This is a genomic window from Gammaproteobacteria bacterium, assembly GCA_011375345.1.
Lineage (GTDB): Bacteria > Pseudomonadota > Gammaproteobacteria > DRLM01 > DRLM01 > DRLM01.
On record DRLM01000135.1, the window covers coordinates 23,424 to 39,839 of the forward strand.

Below are 16,416 nucleotides of genomic sequence, written 5' to 3' on the forward strand. Positions count from 1 at the left end.
TGCCAACTGCTTGCACCGAACGGCCTGGCTGGCCCGGGCGCAGCGAAAACCACTTGGCTGATATCCTTCAACCTACCCCAGCACGAAAAACGTGGTAGCGCTCAGATCGCGACCCTCACTATCAGGATAGATATTATTCCCCTGCCCATCTCCACGCGAGGTGACCTGGCTATCAGGGCCCCGGCCAATTCCATTCGAACTGCTCTTGCCATGGACGCCGCGCGCAGGAGGCAGGAGAAAAATGGCAGGACCCGGCCCCCGCCTCCCTACCTTGAATTGAAGTCCGTCAAGGGTGAATGCGGGCCGCCCACCCCTTGACGCGACCGGATATCCTCCGGCAAGAAAATCATCCCTCATTCCGGACTTGTATGGGCCAAAACACCGTGTTATAAAGAACGCCCTAGTAGTCAGATTAAGAATTTCAAGCTGGGAGAATTCGGGCAGGAGCCCAAAAACCCCTCGTCAGAAGGGGAGGCGGGAAGGGTGGCACCTCCGCATAAGGCTGTGATCAGCGGCCGACTTTAATCCGAACTCTTGAAGAAATATAAGGAGGCGCGTCAATGCGTAGGGCGAACTATCTATTGTTATCCATGGGGTCGGCTGCCCTGATCTGTGCCGGTGCTGCCGTTGCAGGGCCGCCTTCGGGGTTTACCTTCAACGACTGGACTGTGAGCAACGGTGATATCGCGCTGAAGGCAACGACTTGCCCCACCGGTTACACCTGCGGCAGCCCCATCCTGGGCAAGGGCTTTTTGCAACGGCAGCTCAAGGAAAATGCCAGCGGGATCATCTATTTCCAAACCATCGTCACCAATCAGGATGCGACCTTTGACGCCGGCACGGCCACTACCCGGCCGTTTTCCGATGAAAACTTCGTGCGCACGGGCGTGACGGGCATCTCCAGCCGGCAATCCATCCAGGACACCACGATTGACCCCATCACCAGCGTGGCCACGGATTTCGCCACCTCCCTGGTGCTGGACACGGGCTGGGCCTCAACCCTGGCCGGCAAGGAAGCCCAGATGGAAATCACCCAGTCGCTGACCCAGGCGACCACCGGTTTCACCAACGACTTTATCCTGCAACAGGAAGGTTCGGGTGACACTGTCCTGGGCCGCTGGATGAGTATTGATCAAGGCGTTGATCTGACACCGGAAAGCACAACAACCACCGACTTGCAGGAGTTCGTGCTGGTTCAGGTCAAGGGCAACAAGCAAACCACCACCCGGGATGCCGCCTCGACCGCAAACGATCCCGTGGACCTGTTGCCGACCGGTGCCACCTCCAGCGATGGGGCCGCCCCCAGCAACGACCTGAGCTGGACCGCGGGGCAGGAGATCAAAGTGGTCTGGATTGGCCAGGACATGGCTTCCGCCGGGCAAAAATACGGTTTTCAAGCCTACACCAACGTAGCGGATGCCAACCGCACCATCAGCTACTTTGAAATCGGGGGCGGAACCGGACCTTTTGAGGCCCCCGGTACGCCGGCGCCCTATGCGTGGCTGACCGATCCCTTCGGTACCAAACCTACCTTTTAAAGCGCGGCCTTGCCGCTGCCGGAGAGAGGGGGCACGTGTCCCCTCTCTTTTTGTCCAGAATTCCTCATCCCAGCCAGACAAAACAAAATGCCGCACTGGACGATAACGTCCACAGGCGCCAGGCTGCCCCCGCATCACTGCAAGGATGCCAGGAACGAAACACCGCTTGCCCAAGGCAAACACATTCGCTGTGAACGGTGAAACCGGGGAGCGTTAAAACCCCGCTCTTTGTTAGAATGTTTATTTTGACTGCACAACAAGGGTGAACCCAGTGACGAGCGAACAACAATGGAATGGTCCCGATCCCATGGCGGTAATGCGCATTGCCTCCGCCTATTGGGAATCCAGCGTACTGCATGTGGCACACAGCCTGGATGTGTTCTCGAAATTGGCTGAAAAACCGGCCACGGCGGAAGAACTGGCCGCTCAGTGCCAGGCGGACGCCCGGGGGCTGGAGATGATCTTGATCGGCTGCGTGGGCTTGGGGCTGCTGGAGAAAAAAGACGGCCGCTACGCCAACAGTCCGGTGGCGGAGACGTTTTTGGTGAAAGGCGGGCCCCGCTATCAGGGCGGCATCGTGTCCATGTTTGCCGACTGGGTGGAGCCCTGGTCCAAACTGGGGGACGCTGTGAAAACCGGCGCACCCGTGGTGGTGAAACAGCACGACAAAGGCGACGAGGCCACCCGCACATACATTATGGGCATGCTGTACCGTGGCATTCCCCAAGCCGAGCTGCTGGCGGATGAAGTACCCCTCAGCAACAAAAAGAAAATGCTGGATGTCGGTGGCGGCCCCGGCATTTTCTCCATCAAGATGGCGCAGAAAAACCCCGGCTTGCGGGCCGAGGTCATGGACCTGCCCCAGACCCTGCGGGTCACCCGCGACATCATCCGGGATTTCAGCGCCGAGGACGTGGTCTCCACCAAGGAAGGCAATTATCTGGAAGATACGTTCGGTGAGGGTTACGACGTGGTGCTGCTGTCTTCCATGATCAGTCAGGAAGGTCCCGGGGTGATCAAAAACATCATCCAAAAATCCTTCGACGCCATGGTGCCCGGCGGGGTGATTTTGATCCAGGAGCAGTTTTTGAACACCGAAAAATCGGGCCCACTGCTGCCAGCACTGATCGGCCTCAATCAGTTGATTCACACTCCGGCCGGGCGCGCCTATTCGGCCAGGGAAGTGGCGGACTGGGCCGCCGACATCGGTTTTACCGATCTCAGCTTTCGCCCTCTGCCCGACCCCAGCCCGTTCACGCTGATTCAAGGCATAAAAGCATAAGCGGTTGATTCTATGAAGCTATTAAATAAGGGATTTGTTCTCGGCATGGCCATGGTGTGGAGCCTGGCACCGGCCGCAAGCCACGCCGCGGCCGAGCCGACGGGAGCAGAAGTCTACGAACACTGCAACGTCAAGTATCCGGGAGAGGACCAGCGCTCGCGCCTCAGCATCATCTTGCGCGACAAGGACAACAACGAGAAAAAAAACGTCTACCGCCGCTTCTGGAAGGGCTACAAGGGCAAGGACGGGGTGTTCGACAAAATGGTGTTGTTCACCGAATTCCCGCCGGACGCCCGCGGTGCCGCCTTCATGCGCTGGGCCTACACTGACCAGACGGACAAAAACGCGGATCAATGGATCTATCTGCCCGTGTTGAAAAAAATCCGCCGGGTGTCGGTACGCGACCCGGGTGACAGCTTCCTGGGCTCGGACCTGACCTATGCCGATATCAGCGACAACCCCATCAACCCCGGCCGGCACAAGTTGCTGCGGCGGATGGAGAAAGGAGACATGGAGGTGTTCGGGGTGGAGACCGTGCCCACCAATCCTGACAAAGCCCTGTACAGCCGGGTGATCACTTGGTTTACCCGCAACGGCGCGTCCTGGGACAGCTGCCACAAACGCCAGGTGGACTATTACGACAAACGGGGCGAGCCGCTGAAACAACAATTCATCAAGTGGCAGCGTGTAGGCAAAGCCTGGGTGTGGGATGAAGTCCTGGTGCGCAACGTTCAAACCGGGCATTCTTCGGTGTTTCAAGTGAGCGATGTGGAAATCAACGTAGATCTGGACGAGGAAGTGTTCACGGAAAGAGCCCTGCGTCTGGGCGCCCGCAGGGCGGAAAGCCGCTGAAGAAACGCCCCGGCACGACTCACCGTCCTAGATGGCCTGGGCCGCCGGAAGGCCGTGTTGACCTGATGTTATACAACGTATAACATACGTCGCACACTTTCCCGGCGGCCATCGCCGTTTGCTCAGACAGTGAGGTAACACAGCATGCAAAAATCACATAAAAACAGCCGCATGCGGGACGCTGCCATGCGTCGCGAACAGGCCCTGAACATGGCCATGAAACGCAAAGAAGAATACTTGGGCGCCCGGGTGCCGCGCGAGTTGAAAGACCGTGTCATCGCCCGGGCCAAAGAGCAGGGAATCCCGGTCTCCATATTGATTCGAAATGTCCTCGAAGACGCTTTCGGTATCGCCCCGGGCCGGCAGCAAAGCGGTTCCCCGTCAACGTCCCAAACGGCGCCGAGCACCGAAAGACAAGCCCGCTTTCCTTCGGTGCTCGGCTGGGAAACCATCACCCTGAACAGACCCATCCCTTGCTCCGCCTGCGGCGTGCAACAAGCGGTGGGCAGCAAGGCCACCTTGGGCGTGGCCTTGCCGGGTGAACAGCACGTGGTGTTGTGTAATCAATGCAAGGAGCGTTTTTGACGCCGCCTGACCGGGCGCTTCAGCGTCTCGTCATCGCTGCGTTGTTGTTGATTTTCGCCAGCCGGTTCGCCCACGGTCAGGACGCTGACGCTGTGGGGGAACCGGCCTTTCTGTTTGGCGATGAAGCGGAACAGACCACGCCGCCGGCAGACCCACCGTGGTGGAAGGATATCCGCACCTCAGGATACCTGAAGAACGAAACGGCCTACCGCTACCGGGAACCCCGTTCCATCACCAAGATTCGCAACGTCGTCTATCTCAACGCCACCTACCCCTACAGCCCCAGGCTGCGCTTCAATTTTGCCGGCTGGGCCTACTATGATCTGGCCTACGACCTGTTCGATTATGAAACCATCGCCGCCCGGCTGGAGCGGGAGGAAGGCGAGCCGCTGGCCTTCGTGGTCAACCTGCCGCAGGAAAAAGACTCGCCGGTGGCAGAGGCCCGCGAACTCTATCTGGACTGGTTCGGGGGCGATGTCGACGTCCGCTTGGGCAAGCAGTTCATCGTCTGGGGCGTACTGGAAGGGGTGCGCATCGTGGACGAAGTCAACCCGCTGGATTTCCGCGAGCTGGTGATGCCGGAGCTGCTGGACTACCGCATTCCGCTGTGGAGCCTCAAGGCCGACTGGTACCGGGACAAGGCCAGCTATGAGCTGATCTGGATTCCCGACGTCCGCTTTCACAAACCGGCGCCACGGGGCTCGGAATGGGAGTTCCTGCAGGAAGTGCCGGGCACCCGCTACCCTGATCGCTTCGACCCGAAAAATTCCGAAATCGGCTATAAAGTCAGCACCAACTTATGGGACACAGAGCTGTCTTTCAGCTATTTCTACACCTGGGACGATTACCCCGTCATCTTCCGGCACGTGCAGCTCAACTCTGCGGCGCCGCCGGAATTCCTGCCCACCTACACCCGTATTTCCATGTACGGCGCCACCTTCATCAAGCAGCTGTGGAACATTATTCTCAAAGGCGAGCTGGCCTTTGTCACGGGCAAGTATTTCGCCATCGACAACCTGGATGAAAACGGCGACGGCTTTTTGGACTCCAACGGTGAATTCAAGCGCAACCACATCCGCTGGGGCCTGGGGGTGGACTTCAACTGGCTGGGTGCCGATATTTCTCCCAGTATCACCCAATGGATCATCCTGAATTACCACGACGCCATGATTCAGGACAAATACGATACCGGTGTCAATCTGTTCATCCGCAAGGACATGCCGGAGAAATCCATTGTGTTTCAGTTCCTGGCAATGTACCTGGTCAACATGGAAGAGCTGTACATGAACCCGCAATGGACCTTCCGCGTCACCGACCGTTTCAGCCTCACCGCGGGCCTGGACCTATTCTATGGCAGAAAAGCCTCCTTCGGCGTGGGCAGCAACGCCAGCGCGGTGGGCGGTGTGGAAGTCATCGAGCAACGGGCGCAGTTTTTCGGTGAATTTCACGACAACGACCGGGTGTTCATGGAATTCAAATACGCCTTCTGACACGCCGGCACGAGCACCGCTTACCCTGACCCGAACAAGCAGATCACCGTCATGCTGAACAAACTTTACGCCACCGTCAGCCGCCATCCCAAGACCATCATCATCGCCGTGCTGGCCATCACTCTCTACTTCGCGCTGCAACTGCCTCACTTGCGCTGGGAGACCGATGCCCGGGTCTACCTGCCCAAGGGGCACAAGGCCATTTTGTACGACGAACGGGTGGACGAGTGGTTCGGGGTGAAAGACGCCGTCATCATCGGTATCGTCAATGACGAGAAAAGCATTTTCAATCCTGAGACCCTGGCGCGCATCGACCGCATCACCCGGCAAATCGCCGCTCTGCCCGGCGTGGTGGCCCAGCGCCCCATCGACATCGCCTCCCTGTCCACCGCCACGGTCTTCGTCGGCACCGACGACGAGCTGGTGGCCCAGCCCCTGATGCCCCGTGTGCCGCAAGGCGACGAGGCCATACAACAACTGAAGCAGCGGATTTACGACCACCCGGAGCTGTTTGTTGGCAATCTGGTCTCGGCAGACGGCTCGGCCGCCATGATCCGGGCCAAGCTCAAAGAAGGTCAGGCCAACCGCTACATGACCTACTGGCAGATCAAAACCTTGCTGGACAAGGAAAGGGGCGTCACCCCGGCCTGGTCCGGGGGCGGCGGCGACTGGGCGCAGCAACAATGGCCGGACGAAAGCACGACCACGGCCGCGGCTGATCTCGCAGCGCCGGAAGGGTGGACGGGCGAGGTCTTCACTCTTGATGAGGCTGCTACCGCGGCGGCCACCCCGGCCGCCCCCGCCCCGGATGCGGCAGCGTCAGGGCAGTGGTCAGAAGCCGACCGCCAGTCCTGGTGGCAGGGGCAGGCGGCCGCTGCCGGCGACGACAACGGCGACCGCTTCTATCTGGCGGGACGCCCGGTCATCGAGGTCACCGCCGGCCAGCACGCCATGGCGGACATGCAGGTCATGATCCCCCTGCTGGTGTTGGCCATCGCGGCCACCCTGTTTGCGCTGTTTCGCACCTGGCGCGGCGTGCTGCTGCCCCTGTTCGTCATGGGCGCCGCCATCATCTGGACCTTCGGCGCCATGGCGGTCCTGAACGTGCCTCTCTATACCATCTCCACCATGCTGCCGGTGATTCTGGTGGCGGTGGGCATAGGCGACGCCGTGCACCTCATGAGCCATTACTACGACCACGTCCTGCACGAACCCGGGCGGCCGGCGCCGGAACTGGTACAGGACGTCATGGGCCGCCTGGGTGCGCCGCTGGTCACCACCTCGCTCACCACCGCGGCGGGGTTCATGTCCTTGTATTTCGCCGAAATGCCGCCCTTCGTGGTATTTGGCGTGTTCACCGTCGTGGGCATCGCCGTGAGCTGGCTGTTGTCGGTTACCTTCCTGCCCGCCGTGCTGGGCCTGCTCCGCCCCAAAGTGGGCGGCTACCTGGCCAAGCGCCGCGCCCTGCGCGTGTATTCCGAACAAAACCGGCTGAGCCGCTTTCTGGTGGCGGCTGCCGCGGCGCTGCACCAGCGCCGCACCCTCGCCACAACGGGCCTGGCCGCCCTGGTGCTGCTGGGGGCGCTGGGCAGCAGCAAACTCTATGTGGATTCCAGCTGGATGAACGACTTCCGGCCGGACAGCGATCTGGTCAAGGCCAACACTCTTCTCAACGAACGCTTCGACGGCACCATCTTTCTCAACGTGGTAATCGAGGGCCAGCGGCCGGACACCTTCAAATCGCCGGCCCTGCTGCGGCGCATCGCCGCCATGCAGGAAAACATCGCAGACCTGCCCTATGTGGGCAATTCCCGCTCCATCGTGGATTACATCAAAAGCCTCAACCGCAGCCTGCACGCGGACGACCCGGCCTACAGCGTGCTGCCCGAGAGCAAAGGGGAAATCGCCGAAATACTGTTCCTGCTCTCGGTCTCGGGCCGGCCCGATCAGTTGGACGAGATGATCGACTACGACTACCGCCGCGCCCTGGTCACTTTTTCCATCAAAACCGACCACACCCAGGATCTCAAGCGTATCATCGACGCCACGCGGGACTTCTCCCAGCACAATTTCGCAGACTTCGACGTGGACGTGAATCTGGCCGGCTCGGCCAATAACTCCTATGTGTGGGCGGATTTGCTCATCGACAGCCAGACTCTGGCCATCGTGCTGTCCAAGGTGGGCATCTTCCTGCTGGCGCTGCTGCTGTTCCGCTCTGCCAAAATCGCCCTGTTCACCATCGTGCCGGTCACCCTGACCACACTGTTGATCGCCGGCTTTGCGGGCCTGGCCGGCATCGCCCTGGACGTGTCCACCGCCCTGGCGGCGGGGGTGGCCATCGGCGTGGGGGTGGACTACGCGGTGCACTACATTTTCCGCTACCGCGCCGAAAAACGGCGCGGGCTGGACGACCTGGCCGCCACCCAGGCCACCTTGCGCAGTGTCGGCAAGACCATCGTGTTCAACGCCGCCGTGGTCACCATCGGCTTCGCCGTGCTGTGGCTGTCGCAGTTCCCGCCCCACGTCAAGCTGGGCTATTTCGTCGTGGCCTACATGGTGCTCAGCTGCGTGATCGCGCTGCTGACCCTGCCCGTGCTGTTTCAATATCACCGCCGGCGCGCCATGACCGAGGTCGCGGTAAGTGCGACTTAGCGCGCCATCTCCTGATCCTGGCCGGCCGGGCGCCCCCGTTCTCGCTTCCCTGCTCGGACTGGCGGCCTTGTTCGGCGCCGGACCGCTGGCCGCCGACGCGCCCAAGCGGGACTGGTCCGTGGCACCGGTGCTGGGCCTGTACCAGCCGTCCTTGTCCGACCTCAACCAGGGCGAGTTCCTTGCCACCATTTCGGGGGACGCCGAACTCATCGACCAAAGCAGTGTAAACGTCAGCGACTCCGGCATCCCCAGCCCTACCGAGCCCTTCACCTATCCCATCCCCCTGGATCCCCTGCCCGCCGGCACCACGGCGGCACTGGAATTTCAGTGGCGCTTCGATGACCGCCACACGCTCCTGATCGGGGGCTCGACCTGGGAGGCCAGCTCCCAGACCCTGATCCGCCGGCCTTTTCCCATGCAGGGTTTTTTTGTTGAAACCGAGGCCACCCGCAAACACAAGGTGTCGTTCACCGAATTGTTCTTCGGCTGGCGCTATGACCTCCAGCAGCGCCGCGACCGGCATGTTTACTTGCGTCTCAGCCTGCACGACATGTTCGACATCGACCAGCGGGAGGACTTTTCCTTTTTCTTTCTTGAGGGCCGGCCCAAGGGGGTGCGCAAATCCATCATCATCCAGTCCCAGGCCACTGGCGCCTTGTTGTTGCAAACGGGGCTGGGGGGCGAATGGTTCGTCACCAACTGGCTGTCGCTGAGCCTGGAGGCCAACTACGCCTACGGGCTCAACGAAGTGGTGTTGCGGGACGGCAGCGTCAACGTGGACTTCCGGGACTCCGACAACGTCGCCCTCAAATCCCCCCTGAAACCGGAGAACCCGCCGGAGGGCCGATTCGACATGCAATACAAGCTGCCGGACGACAGTTACAAAACCCTGCGCCTGGACTTCAGCGGCTGGAAAGCGCTGGCCAAAGTCTCCATCCATTACTAGGCGGCCCCCGGCGCATGCTCCCCGCCCGCTTCCTCACCATCGCCCTGCTCCTGGCCGCCCTCCTCGCCACCGGCCCGACCGGGGCCGCCGAATTTACCCTGGACCAGCTCATTCAGGGGGGGCGCCAGGCGCTGTCAGTGGGGGATTTCCAAAGCGCCCGGGAAGCTTTCGAGGCGGCGCTGCGCCTCGATCCGGACAACGCCGAAGCCAACTATCACCTGGGGTCCATCTTCATGCGCCTGGGCCAGCAGAAAAAAGGTACCGAATACATCGCCCGCAGCGCCCGGGCCGCACCGGACAATTATCAGCTCCAGTTCGTGCTGGCCCAGGCCCTGGAGCGCACCCGGCAGATCGAGGGCGCCATCGCCGCCTACCGCAAAGTCATTGCCCTGGCCCCCGCAAGCCCCGAGGCCAAAATCTCCGAGCGCCGCAGCCGCCTGCTCACGGGCAAGCAACTGGGGGAGGAAGGCAAGCTGGAACGGGCCCGGGAGGTGTTTGCCGACCTGCTGAAAAGCTATCCCGACGACGCGGAGATTCTTACCGATGCCGGCCTGACGCTGATTTTGCTCCAGCGCTACGACGAGGCCCGCGATGTGCTGGAAAAAGCCGCGACGATCACCCCCGACCACCCTAATGTGCAGCGCTACCTGGGCGATGTATACGAGCAGCTGGGTGAGCTGCGTAAAGCGGAAGACGCCTACCACAAAGCCTTGCCAAAATTCCCGCGCGATTCCCCCCCCACGCGGCAAATCAAGCTCAAGCTGGCCTTGATCCAGGCCCAACTGGTGTTGGCGGAAGAGCGCTGGCAGGACGCCGAACACCTGCTGAACCAGGCCCTGGCACTTGATCCCGGCAATCCCGCGGCGCGCTTCCACCTGGCGGCCGCCCTGCGCGGCCAGGGGCGCTTCGAAGAAGCTGAAGCGGTCTTGCTCGATCTGCTGAAGGACTTTCCCGACGACTTCGACGCCCGTCTGCGCCTGGGGGCCCTCTATCTGGAACTCAAGCGTCCCGGGGACGCCGCGCGGGAACTGGAGGAAGTGACCCTGCGGGCTAGCGGCAGCCCCCAGGCAGAACAAGCCTCCCGCCTCCTGTCCACCCTCTATGCCACGACCGCGGGCCGGAAAATCCGCCGCCAGGTGCTGGAAGAACGGCGCACCTTCTACGAAGGCGCCCTGGCCCTGGAACCCGACAAGCTGGACGCCTGGCGGGGACTGGTCCCGGTCTATCTCAACCTGGATCTCAAAGACCAGGCCGTGGAGGCCTTCGAAAACATCATCCGCCTCGATCCGGACGACCACGAGGCCTACCTGGCCCTGGGCTCGCTGAAATACGACCAGGGCCGCTATGGGGAAGCGGCCGGCATCTACGAACAACTGCTGGAGCGCCTGGACGAAAACGACGCGCTGCGGCCCCTGGCCGAACAGCGCGCCCACCTGGCCCGGGCCCAGTATGATTTCACAGAAAAGAAGTACGAAGACGCGCAAGCCGCGCTGCTGGACTACACCGCCACCTACCCTGAGGATTTCATCGGTCACTTTTATCTGGCGCTCAGCTACGCCGCCCAAGGGAAACTCGAAGAAGCGGAGCTGGCATACAAACAGGTGCTCATTGCCGCCCCCAATCATCCCGGCGCCCATTTGAACCTGGGCATGCTGTATGAACAAATGGGCCGGGAAGAAGACGCCATGCTGGAATACCGCCGGGCGGCCCGCGTTGCCGGCCCCGCGGGGGACGAAGCCCACAGGCGGGCGGAGAACCTGCAAAAACGCATTGGCGGTTTCGACTACAGCATGGGTTATTCGGCGGATTTCGACAACAACAGCAATTTGAGCCAGAACGACCCCAAGGAAGAGATCCGCACAGACTTAAGCGCCAACGCCACCTACCAGTACAAGCTGCCGGGACGGCCCGTCACTACCGGCTTGCGGGGCAGCATGGTTTATTCTGTGTTTCACTCAGGACAGTTCGATTATGTGCGCACCACCGGCACGCCCTTTGTCCGCGCCCGCTGGAAAGACCACGATTTTTACCTGGACTTCGCCCGCTCAGAGTTGAGCGGACTGCTCAACGAACGCCTGGTCAGCACCACCACCAGCGCCAGCGCCGAGGTCTCACACCGTTTCCAGATGCCCGCCGTGCTGCCCTTCCTCGCCGGCGAGGCTGAGCGGGAATCCGCCGGCAGCCAGTGGCGCTTCAGCCTCCGGCGGCAGCGTTTTGTCTCCCCCTCCTCCCCGGCCTTCGACGCCAATGCCACATCGCTGGGCCTGTCCTTCAACCAGGCCCTGAGCCCGGCCACGGAATGGACCCTGGGATACAACTACACTGACAACCAGAACAAAAACCCATCGGGCAGCGATTTCGCCTTCCGCGGCCACGGGGTGTTTATTCAGGCCAGCCGGCGCATGGGACCGGGCTGGATCGTCAGCGGCTCGTACAACTACACCTACAGCCGCTATAAAAACCCGGACCGGGTGACCTTTTTCTCCCGCCGCCGCACCAACCAGTTCCACGCCCTGTCCCTCAACGCGAACTATTTCGTAAACGACAAACTGCGCCTGTTCGGCGCCTACCGCTATCAGCTCAATGAATCCAACCTGCCCACGGAGTTCCGCCTCAGCATTGCCGACGCCAACGTCAACGCCGTGCTGGGCACCAGCCCCTCTCTGGGCGACTACCAGCGTCACGGACTCACCCTGGGATTTTCGCTGGGATTTTGATGCCCCGCCAGGAAAGGCCGGCTCAATCCCGCAGGGCGTTGAAGGCACTCACGGCCCAAAACACGGCCACTGCCGTCACCACCAGCAACACCAGAAACGGGGTGGCGAAGGCGCCCACATCCGGGGTGCCCACCAGCACCGCCCGCACCGCTTCCACGGCGTAGTTGATGGGATTGATGGTGGCCACGTACTGGATCCAGGCGGGCATGAATTCTTTGGGCACCAGGGCGGTGGAGAAAAACATCAAAGGCAGGGTCATGAGATTGCCGATCATCACCAAGGGCTCTTCCCGCTGCAGCATGATGGCAAAGCCGTTTGAAATGGCGGCGAAACACAGCCCCAGCAACAGCACCACAGCCATGGCCAGCAGCAGATAGACGGGATTCCAGTTAAGCTTCGCACCCACAAGCGCCGCCACCAGCAACATCACCGCCACTTGTGCCAGCACCTGCGCGGTGGAATGCAGCACCCGACTGAGCACGATGGCCACGCGGGAGACCGGCGAGACCAGCATCTTGTCCACCGTGCCCGATTGAATTTCCCTGAGCAGGCTCACCCCGCTCCAGGACGAACCAAACAACACCGTCATAATCAACACCCCCGGGACAAAGAAATCCATGTAGCTGCCCGCGGGCCAGCCGGGAAGCTGCACCATGTTTTTGAACAACTGCCCGAAGATGATCAACCAGATCAGCGGCTGCACCAGGGTAAACAAGGTCCACATGGGCATGCGGACGGTGATCTTCATGTATTTGTTAAAAAGATGCCAGGTATCGGCAAACATGCTTTTCGTCCTCTAAACGTTCTCTTCAGGTCACAGCCTGTGAAAAATGATTCGGAACAACACCTTCCCTCCCCCTTCCAGGGAAAGGGCCAGGGAGGGGGCAAGCCGGGCGGTGTATGGAGGCACCGCCCCCTCCTCAAGAGGGAGGGGACTTGAAATGACTACCGCGAGCTGAAAAGCCCTTCACTCAATGCTTGTCCTTGTCGGCACCACCCTGCCCGGCGCGCCAGCGTTCGGCGTCTTCGGCGGACCAGCCGCCCCAGCCGCCGGATTGTTCGCCGGATCCGGCCGTGCCACCGCTCTCGCCGCTTTCTTTGTCTTTGTCGTCTTTGTCGCCACCCTGATCCCGGGACCTGTTCTGCCAGTCCTCCTGCTGAGGCGCGGCGTCACCACGGGCCTCAGGCGAGGCCGCGCTGTTGTCCTGCTCGCCGCCACCGGACCACCCACCGCGGTCTTTGGGCCAGGATGGCGGCTCAGCCTCCCCGCCCCCGGCGGCACCGGCTTCGCCTTCCTCCTGCTGCCACTGCTTGGCCCATTTCCCTCCGCCACCTTTGCCGGCCCATTGCTGCCACCACTGTTCACCGCTGTCTTCGGCACTGTCATCGATGCTGCTGCCGGTGTATTTCAGAAACACATCGTCCAGCGACGGCCGTGACAGAGACAGGGTCATAATCCGCGCCCCCTGCTCCGCGGCCATGGCAGTAATGCGCGGCACACTTTCCGCACCGTCGGCCACGTAAAGATGCAGCTTGTTGCCCTCCCACAGGGCGTCTTTGATGAAATCGGACCGCTGCAGCGCCGCCGCCAAGCTTTGCGCCGCACCACCCTGTTCCTCGAAGGTAATGCTCACCGCGTCGCCGGCGATGGCGCCCTTCAGTTCATCGGGCGTGCCCAGGGCACGGATTTTGCCGGCGCTGATGATGGCCACCCGGTGAGCCAGCTTGTCGGCCTCTTCCAGATAATGGGTGGTGAGCAAAATGGTCAGCCCCATTTCCCGGTTGAGCTTTTCGATATAGCGCCATAAGATTTTGCGGCTTTTGATGTCCAGCCCCAGAGTGGGTTCGTCGAGGAACACCAGTTTGGGACGGTGGATCAGCGCGGTGGCAATGTCCAGCTTGCGCCGCATGCCGCCGGAATAACCCGCCACGTCGCGATCCAGACTGTCGCCCAGCTCAAAGTAACCGGCCAGCTCCTCAATGCGCGCGGCGATGTCCGCCTTGGGCATGCGGTAGAGCTGTCCCTGCAACTGCAGGTTCTCGCGCCCGGTGAGGAAGTAATCAATGCCCGTGTTCTGCGCCACCACGCCGATGGCCTTGCGCACCTTCTCGGGCGCCACGTCCACATTGTGACCGGCGACGATCACCTCCCCTTCGTCGAAGCCGCTCAAAGTGGACAACACGCGGATGGTCGTGGTCTTGCCGGCGCCATTGGGACCCAGCAAACCGAGAATTTCCCCTTCGTCCACCTGCAGATCCAGGCCGTCCACGGCCTTGGGGCCTCCCGGAAACACCTTCGTTAAGCCTTTGACTTGTATCATTGTGTTCATTGTGCCTGAGAGAAGAAGTAATATAGATGCGGAATGACTGAGAGATGATGCTGACGCGCGCCGGCGCTCCCCCCCTGGCCGCTCCTCCCTGAACATGAGGGCCTAAGTATAGGGTTTTGAACCGCGCTGAGAAACACCGGGCGAGGGAATTTCACCACAAAGAAGGCACGCAGACCAAAACAAGGCGGCCCAGCATTCACCGAAATCACTGACCGCTGTCTGTGTCCGGCGGGTGATTTACCCAGCGAGTAGAATTGTCCAATCCCGCAGCACCGGGAGGTGCCGCCATTGGCGCCAGCCAACAGGAGCCTGCGAGACACCCGCCATGTCGCAAAATGGCGGGCGGATTTCGCGGGTGGTCATCAAACAGCTCAGGACGCGACCTGTTTGATGGCCGGGTTTGCAACACCCCTCAACTAGAGAACCTCAAAACCATGATCGTCCTCGGCCTGGAAACCTCCTGCGACGAAACCGGCCTTGCCCTCTATGACAGTGAGCGCGGCCTGCTGGCCCACGCCCTGCACAGCCAAGTGGAGGTGCACCAGGACTACGGCGGCGTCGTCCCCGAGCTGGCCTCCCGCGACCACGTGCGCCGCGCCCTGCCCCTGCTGCAACAAGTGCTGGCCAAAGCAGACCTGCAACGCAGCGACATAGACGGCGTGGCCTACACTGCCGGCCCCGGCCTCATCGGCGCCCTGCTGGTGGGTGCGGCCATCGGCCGCAGTCTGGCCTGGGCACTGGACGTCCCCGCCGTAGCGGTACACCACATGGAAGGTCATTTGCTCGCCCCCATGCTGGAAACCGCACCGCCCGCCTTTCCTTTCGTTGCCCTGCTGGTCTCCGGCGGCCACACCCAACTGATACGCGTGGACGGCATCGGCCGCTACCGCATGCTCGGCGACACCGTGGACGACGCCGCCGGCGAAGCCTTCGACAAAACCGCCAAACTGCTGGGCCTCGGCTACCCCGGCGGCCCCGCCCTGGCGCGCCTGGCGCAGCAGGGCAACCCCGCGCGCTTTGACTTCCCCCGCCCCATGGTCAACCGGCCGGGGCTGGACTTCTCCTTCAGCGGGCTCAAAACCTACGCCCTCAACACCCTGCGAAACCAACCGGACGACGAGCAGACCCGCGCCGATATCGCCTGCGCGTTTGAACTGGCCGTGGCCGACACCCTGGCCATCAAATGCCGCCGCGCGCTGGAACACACCGGCCTGACGCGCCTGGTAGTCGCCGGCGGGGTGAGCGCCAACCGGCGCCTGCGCGAACGCTTGAACAAGCTGGACGCCCGACTCTTTTATCCCCGGCTGGAATTTTGCACGGACAACGGCGCAATGATCGCCTATGCTGGCTGCCAACGCCTGCAAGCCGGCCAACATCAGCCCCTGGCTTTCGACACCTCACCACGCTGGTCGCTGCAGGAACTCACGCCCCCAAGGCACAACCCCTGACCAGCACCACCGCCCACACCGCCCCCTTTGACAGCAAACTGACCGTCCTGGCCGTGGGCCGGAAAATCAAAGGCATACTGTCACACCACGGCCTCTTCGACCGCTGGTGCTACCGGTTTTTTAGGGTGCGGGCGCCGGCAGCAGAGCCTCGACACCACCTTTCTTGACGGCTTTTGGCAACGGTGGAACATGTCCCCTGACAGGCCCATGACCTTGCAGGCCCGAGGAACATTGCCCGGTCCCCCGGCCAAATTCAACAGGCCAGGCTTGTGCTTGATGACGCGTTCACTACTATGCGGCATGAAGCTTACCTCCTGCCGTGTTTTTATGGGTTGGTGTCGCACTCCGGTCAAAAGCGGTAACCCTCTCTTTTTCAACTGCTGCGTGTCAGATCTGCTCTGAACTACTACAAATCAGCAAGCCGATGATACGAATACCAGTAATATTTCCAAAAGTATCTGGCCATACTCGCCATATGCCAAACCCTATGACGACGATTTCGCCAACTGGCCCGCCGTGCATCATGCACAACTGAAGTACCCGGGCAAAGCATGACGGGCCGGCCACGCTGGTGCA

The 16,416-nt window shown here is 61.5% G+C and carries 10 protein-coding genes; 8 read left to right on the forward strand and 2 right to left on the reverse strand.

The annotated features are described in order from the left end of the window. The first annotated feature begins 560 nt into the window (after window positions 1-560). The 7 genes from ENJ19_10285 (at window position 561) to ENJ19_10315 (ending at window position 12,062) form a co-directional block, all read left to right on the forward strand. Window positions 561-1,538, forward strand: a complete 978-nt coding sequence (locus ENJ19_10285) for a hypothetical protein (protein ID HHM06113.1) — start codon at window positions 561-563, stop codon at window positions 1,536-1,538. A 271-nt stretch (window positions 1,539-1,809) separates the two neighbouring features. After that, a complete protein-coding gene (locus ENJ19_10290; protein HHM06114.1) occupies window positions 1,810-2,820 on the forward strand; it encodes a methyltransferase domain-containing protein in 1,011 nt (336 codons plus the stop codon). A gap of 12 nt (window positions 2,821-2,832) precedes the next feature. Continuing rightward, the gene (locus tag ENJ19_10295; protein HHM06115.1) at window positions 2,833-3,672 is read left to right on the forward strand and encodes an outer membrane lipoprotein-sorting protein; all 840 of its coding nucleotides are present in this window, start codon (window positions 2,833-2,835) and stop codon (window positions 3,670-3,672) included. A gap of 144 nt (window positions 3,673-3,816) precedes the next feature. After that, window positions 3,817-4,257: a hypothetical protein gene (locus ENJ19_10300; GenBank protein HHM06116.1), complete on the forward strand. Its 441-nt coding sequence runs from the start codon at window positions 3,817-3,819 to the stop codon at window positions 4,255-4,257. Further along, a complete protein-coding gene (locus ENJ19_10305; protein HHM06117.1) occupies window positions 4,254-5,747 on the forward strand; it encodes a hypothetical protein in 1,494 nt (497 codons plus the stop codon). Before ENJ19_10300 ends, ENJ19_10305 begins: the two co-directional genes overlap by 4 nt. A gap of 51 nt (window positions 5,748-5,798) precedes the next feature. Continuing rightward, window positions 5,799-8,399 carry a hypothetical protein gene (locus ENJ19_10310; protein ID HHM06118.1) on the forward strand — a complete coding sequence of 867 codons (2,601 nt, stop codon included), beginning with the start codon at window positions 5,799-5,801 and terminating at the stop codon, window positions 8,397-8,399. 684 nt (window positions 8,400-9,083) lie between these two features. Continuing rightward, a complete protein-coding gene (locus ENJ19_10315) occupies window positions 9,084-12,062 on the forward strand; it encodes a tetratricopeptide repeat protein (protein ID HHM06119.1) in 2,979 nt (992 codons plus the stop codon). Between the two features lie 22 nt (window positions 12,063-12,084). Here ENJ19_10315 and ENJ19_10320 read toward each other — a convergent pair whose 3' ends face one another. Together ENJ19_10320 and ENJ19_10325 are read right to left on the reverse strand one after the other, a co-directional pair. Then, on the reverse strand, window positions 12,085-12,846 hold the full coding sequence (locus tag ENJ19_10320) for an ABC transporter permease (GenBank protein HHM06120.1): 762 nt from the start codon (window positions 12,844-12,846) through the stop codon (window positions 12,085-12,087). Between the two features lie 187 nt (window positions 12,847-13,033). Continuing rightward, window positions 13,034-14,392, reverse strand: a complete 1,359-nt coding sequence (locus tag ENJ19_10325; protein ID HHM06121.1) for an ATP-binding cassette domain-containing protein — start codon at window positions 14,390-14,392, stop codon at window positions 13,034-13,036. A gap of 434 nt (window positions 14,393-14,826) precedes the next feature. Between ENJ19_10325 and tsaD the strand changes: the two genes are divergently transcribed. Next, complete coding sequence (gene tsaD / locus ENJ19_10330; GenBank protein ID HHM06122.1) at window positions 14,827-15,840, forward strand: tRNA (adenosine(37)-N6)-threonylcarbamoyltransferase complex transferase subunit TsaD; 1,014 nt, start codon at window positions 14,827-14,829, stop codon at window positions 15,838-15,840. Window positions 15,841-16,416: the final 576 nt, after the last annotated feature.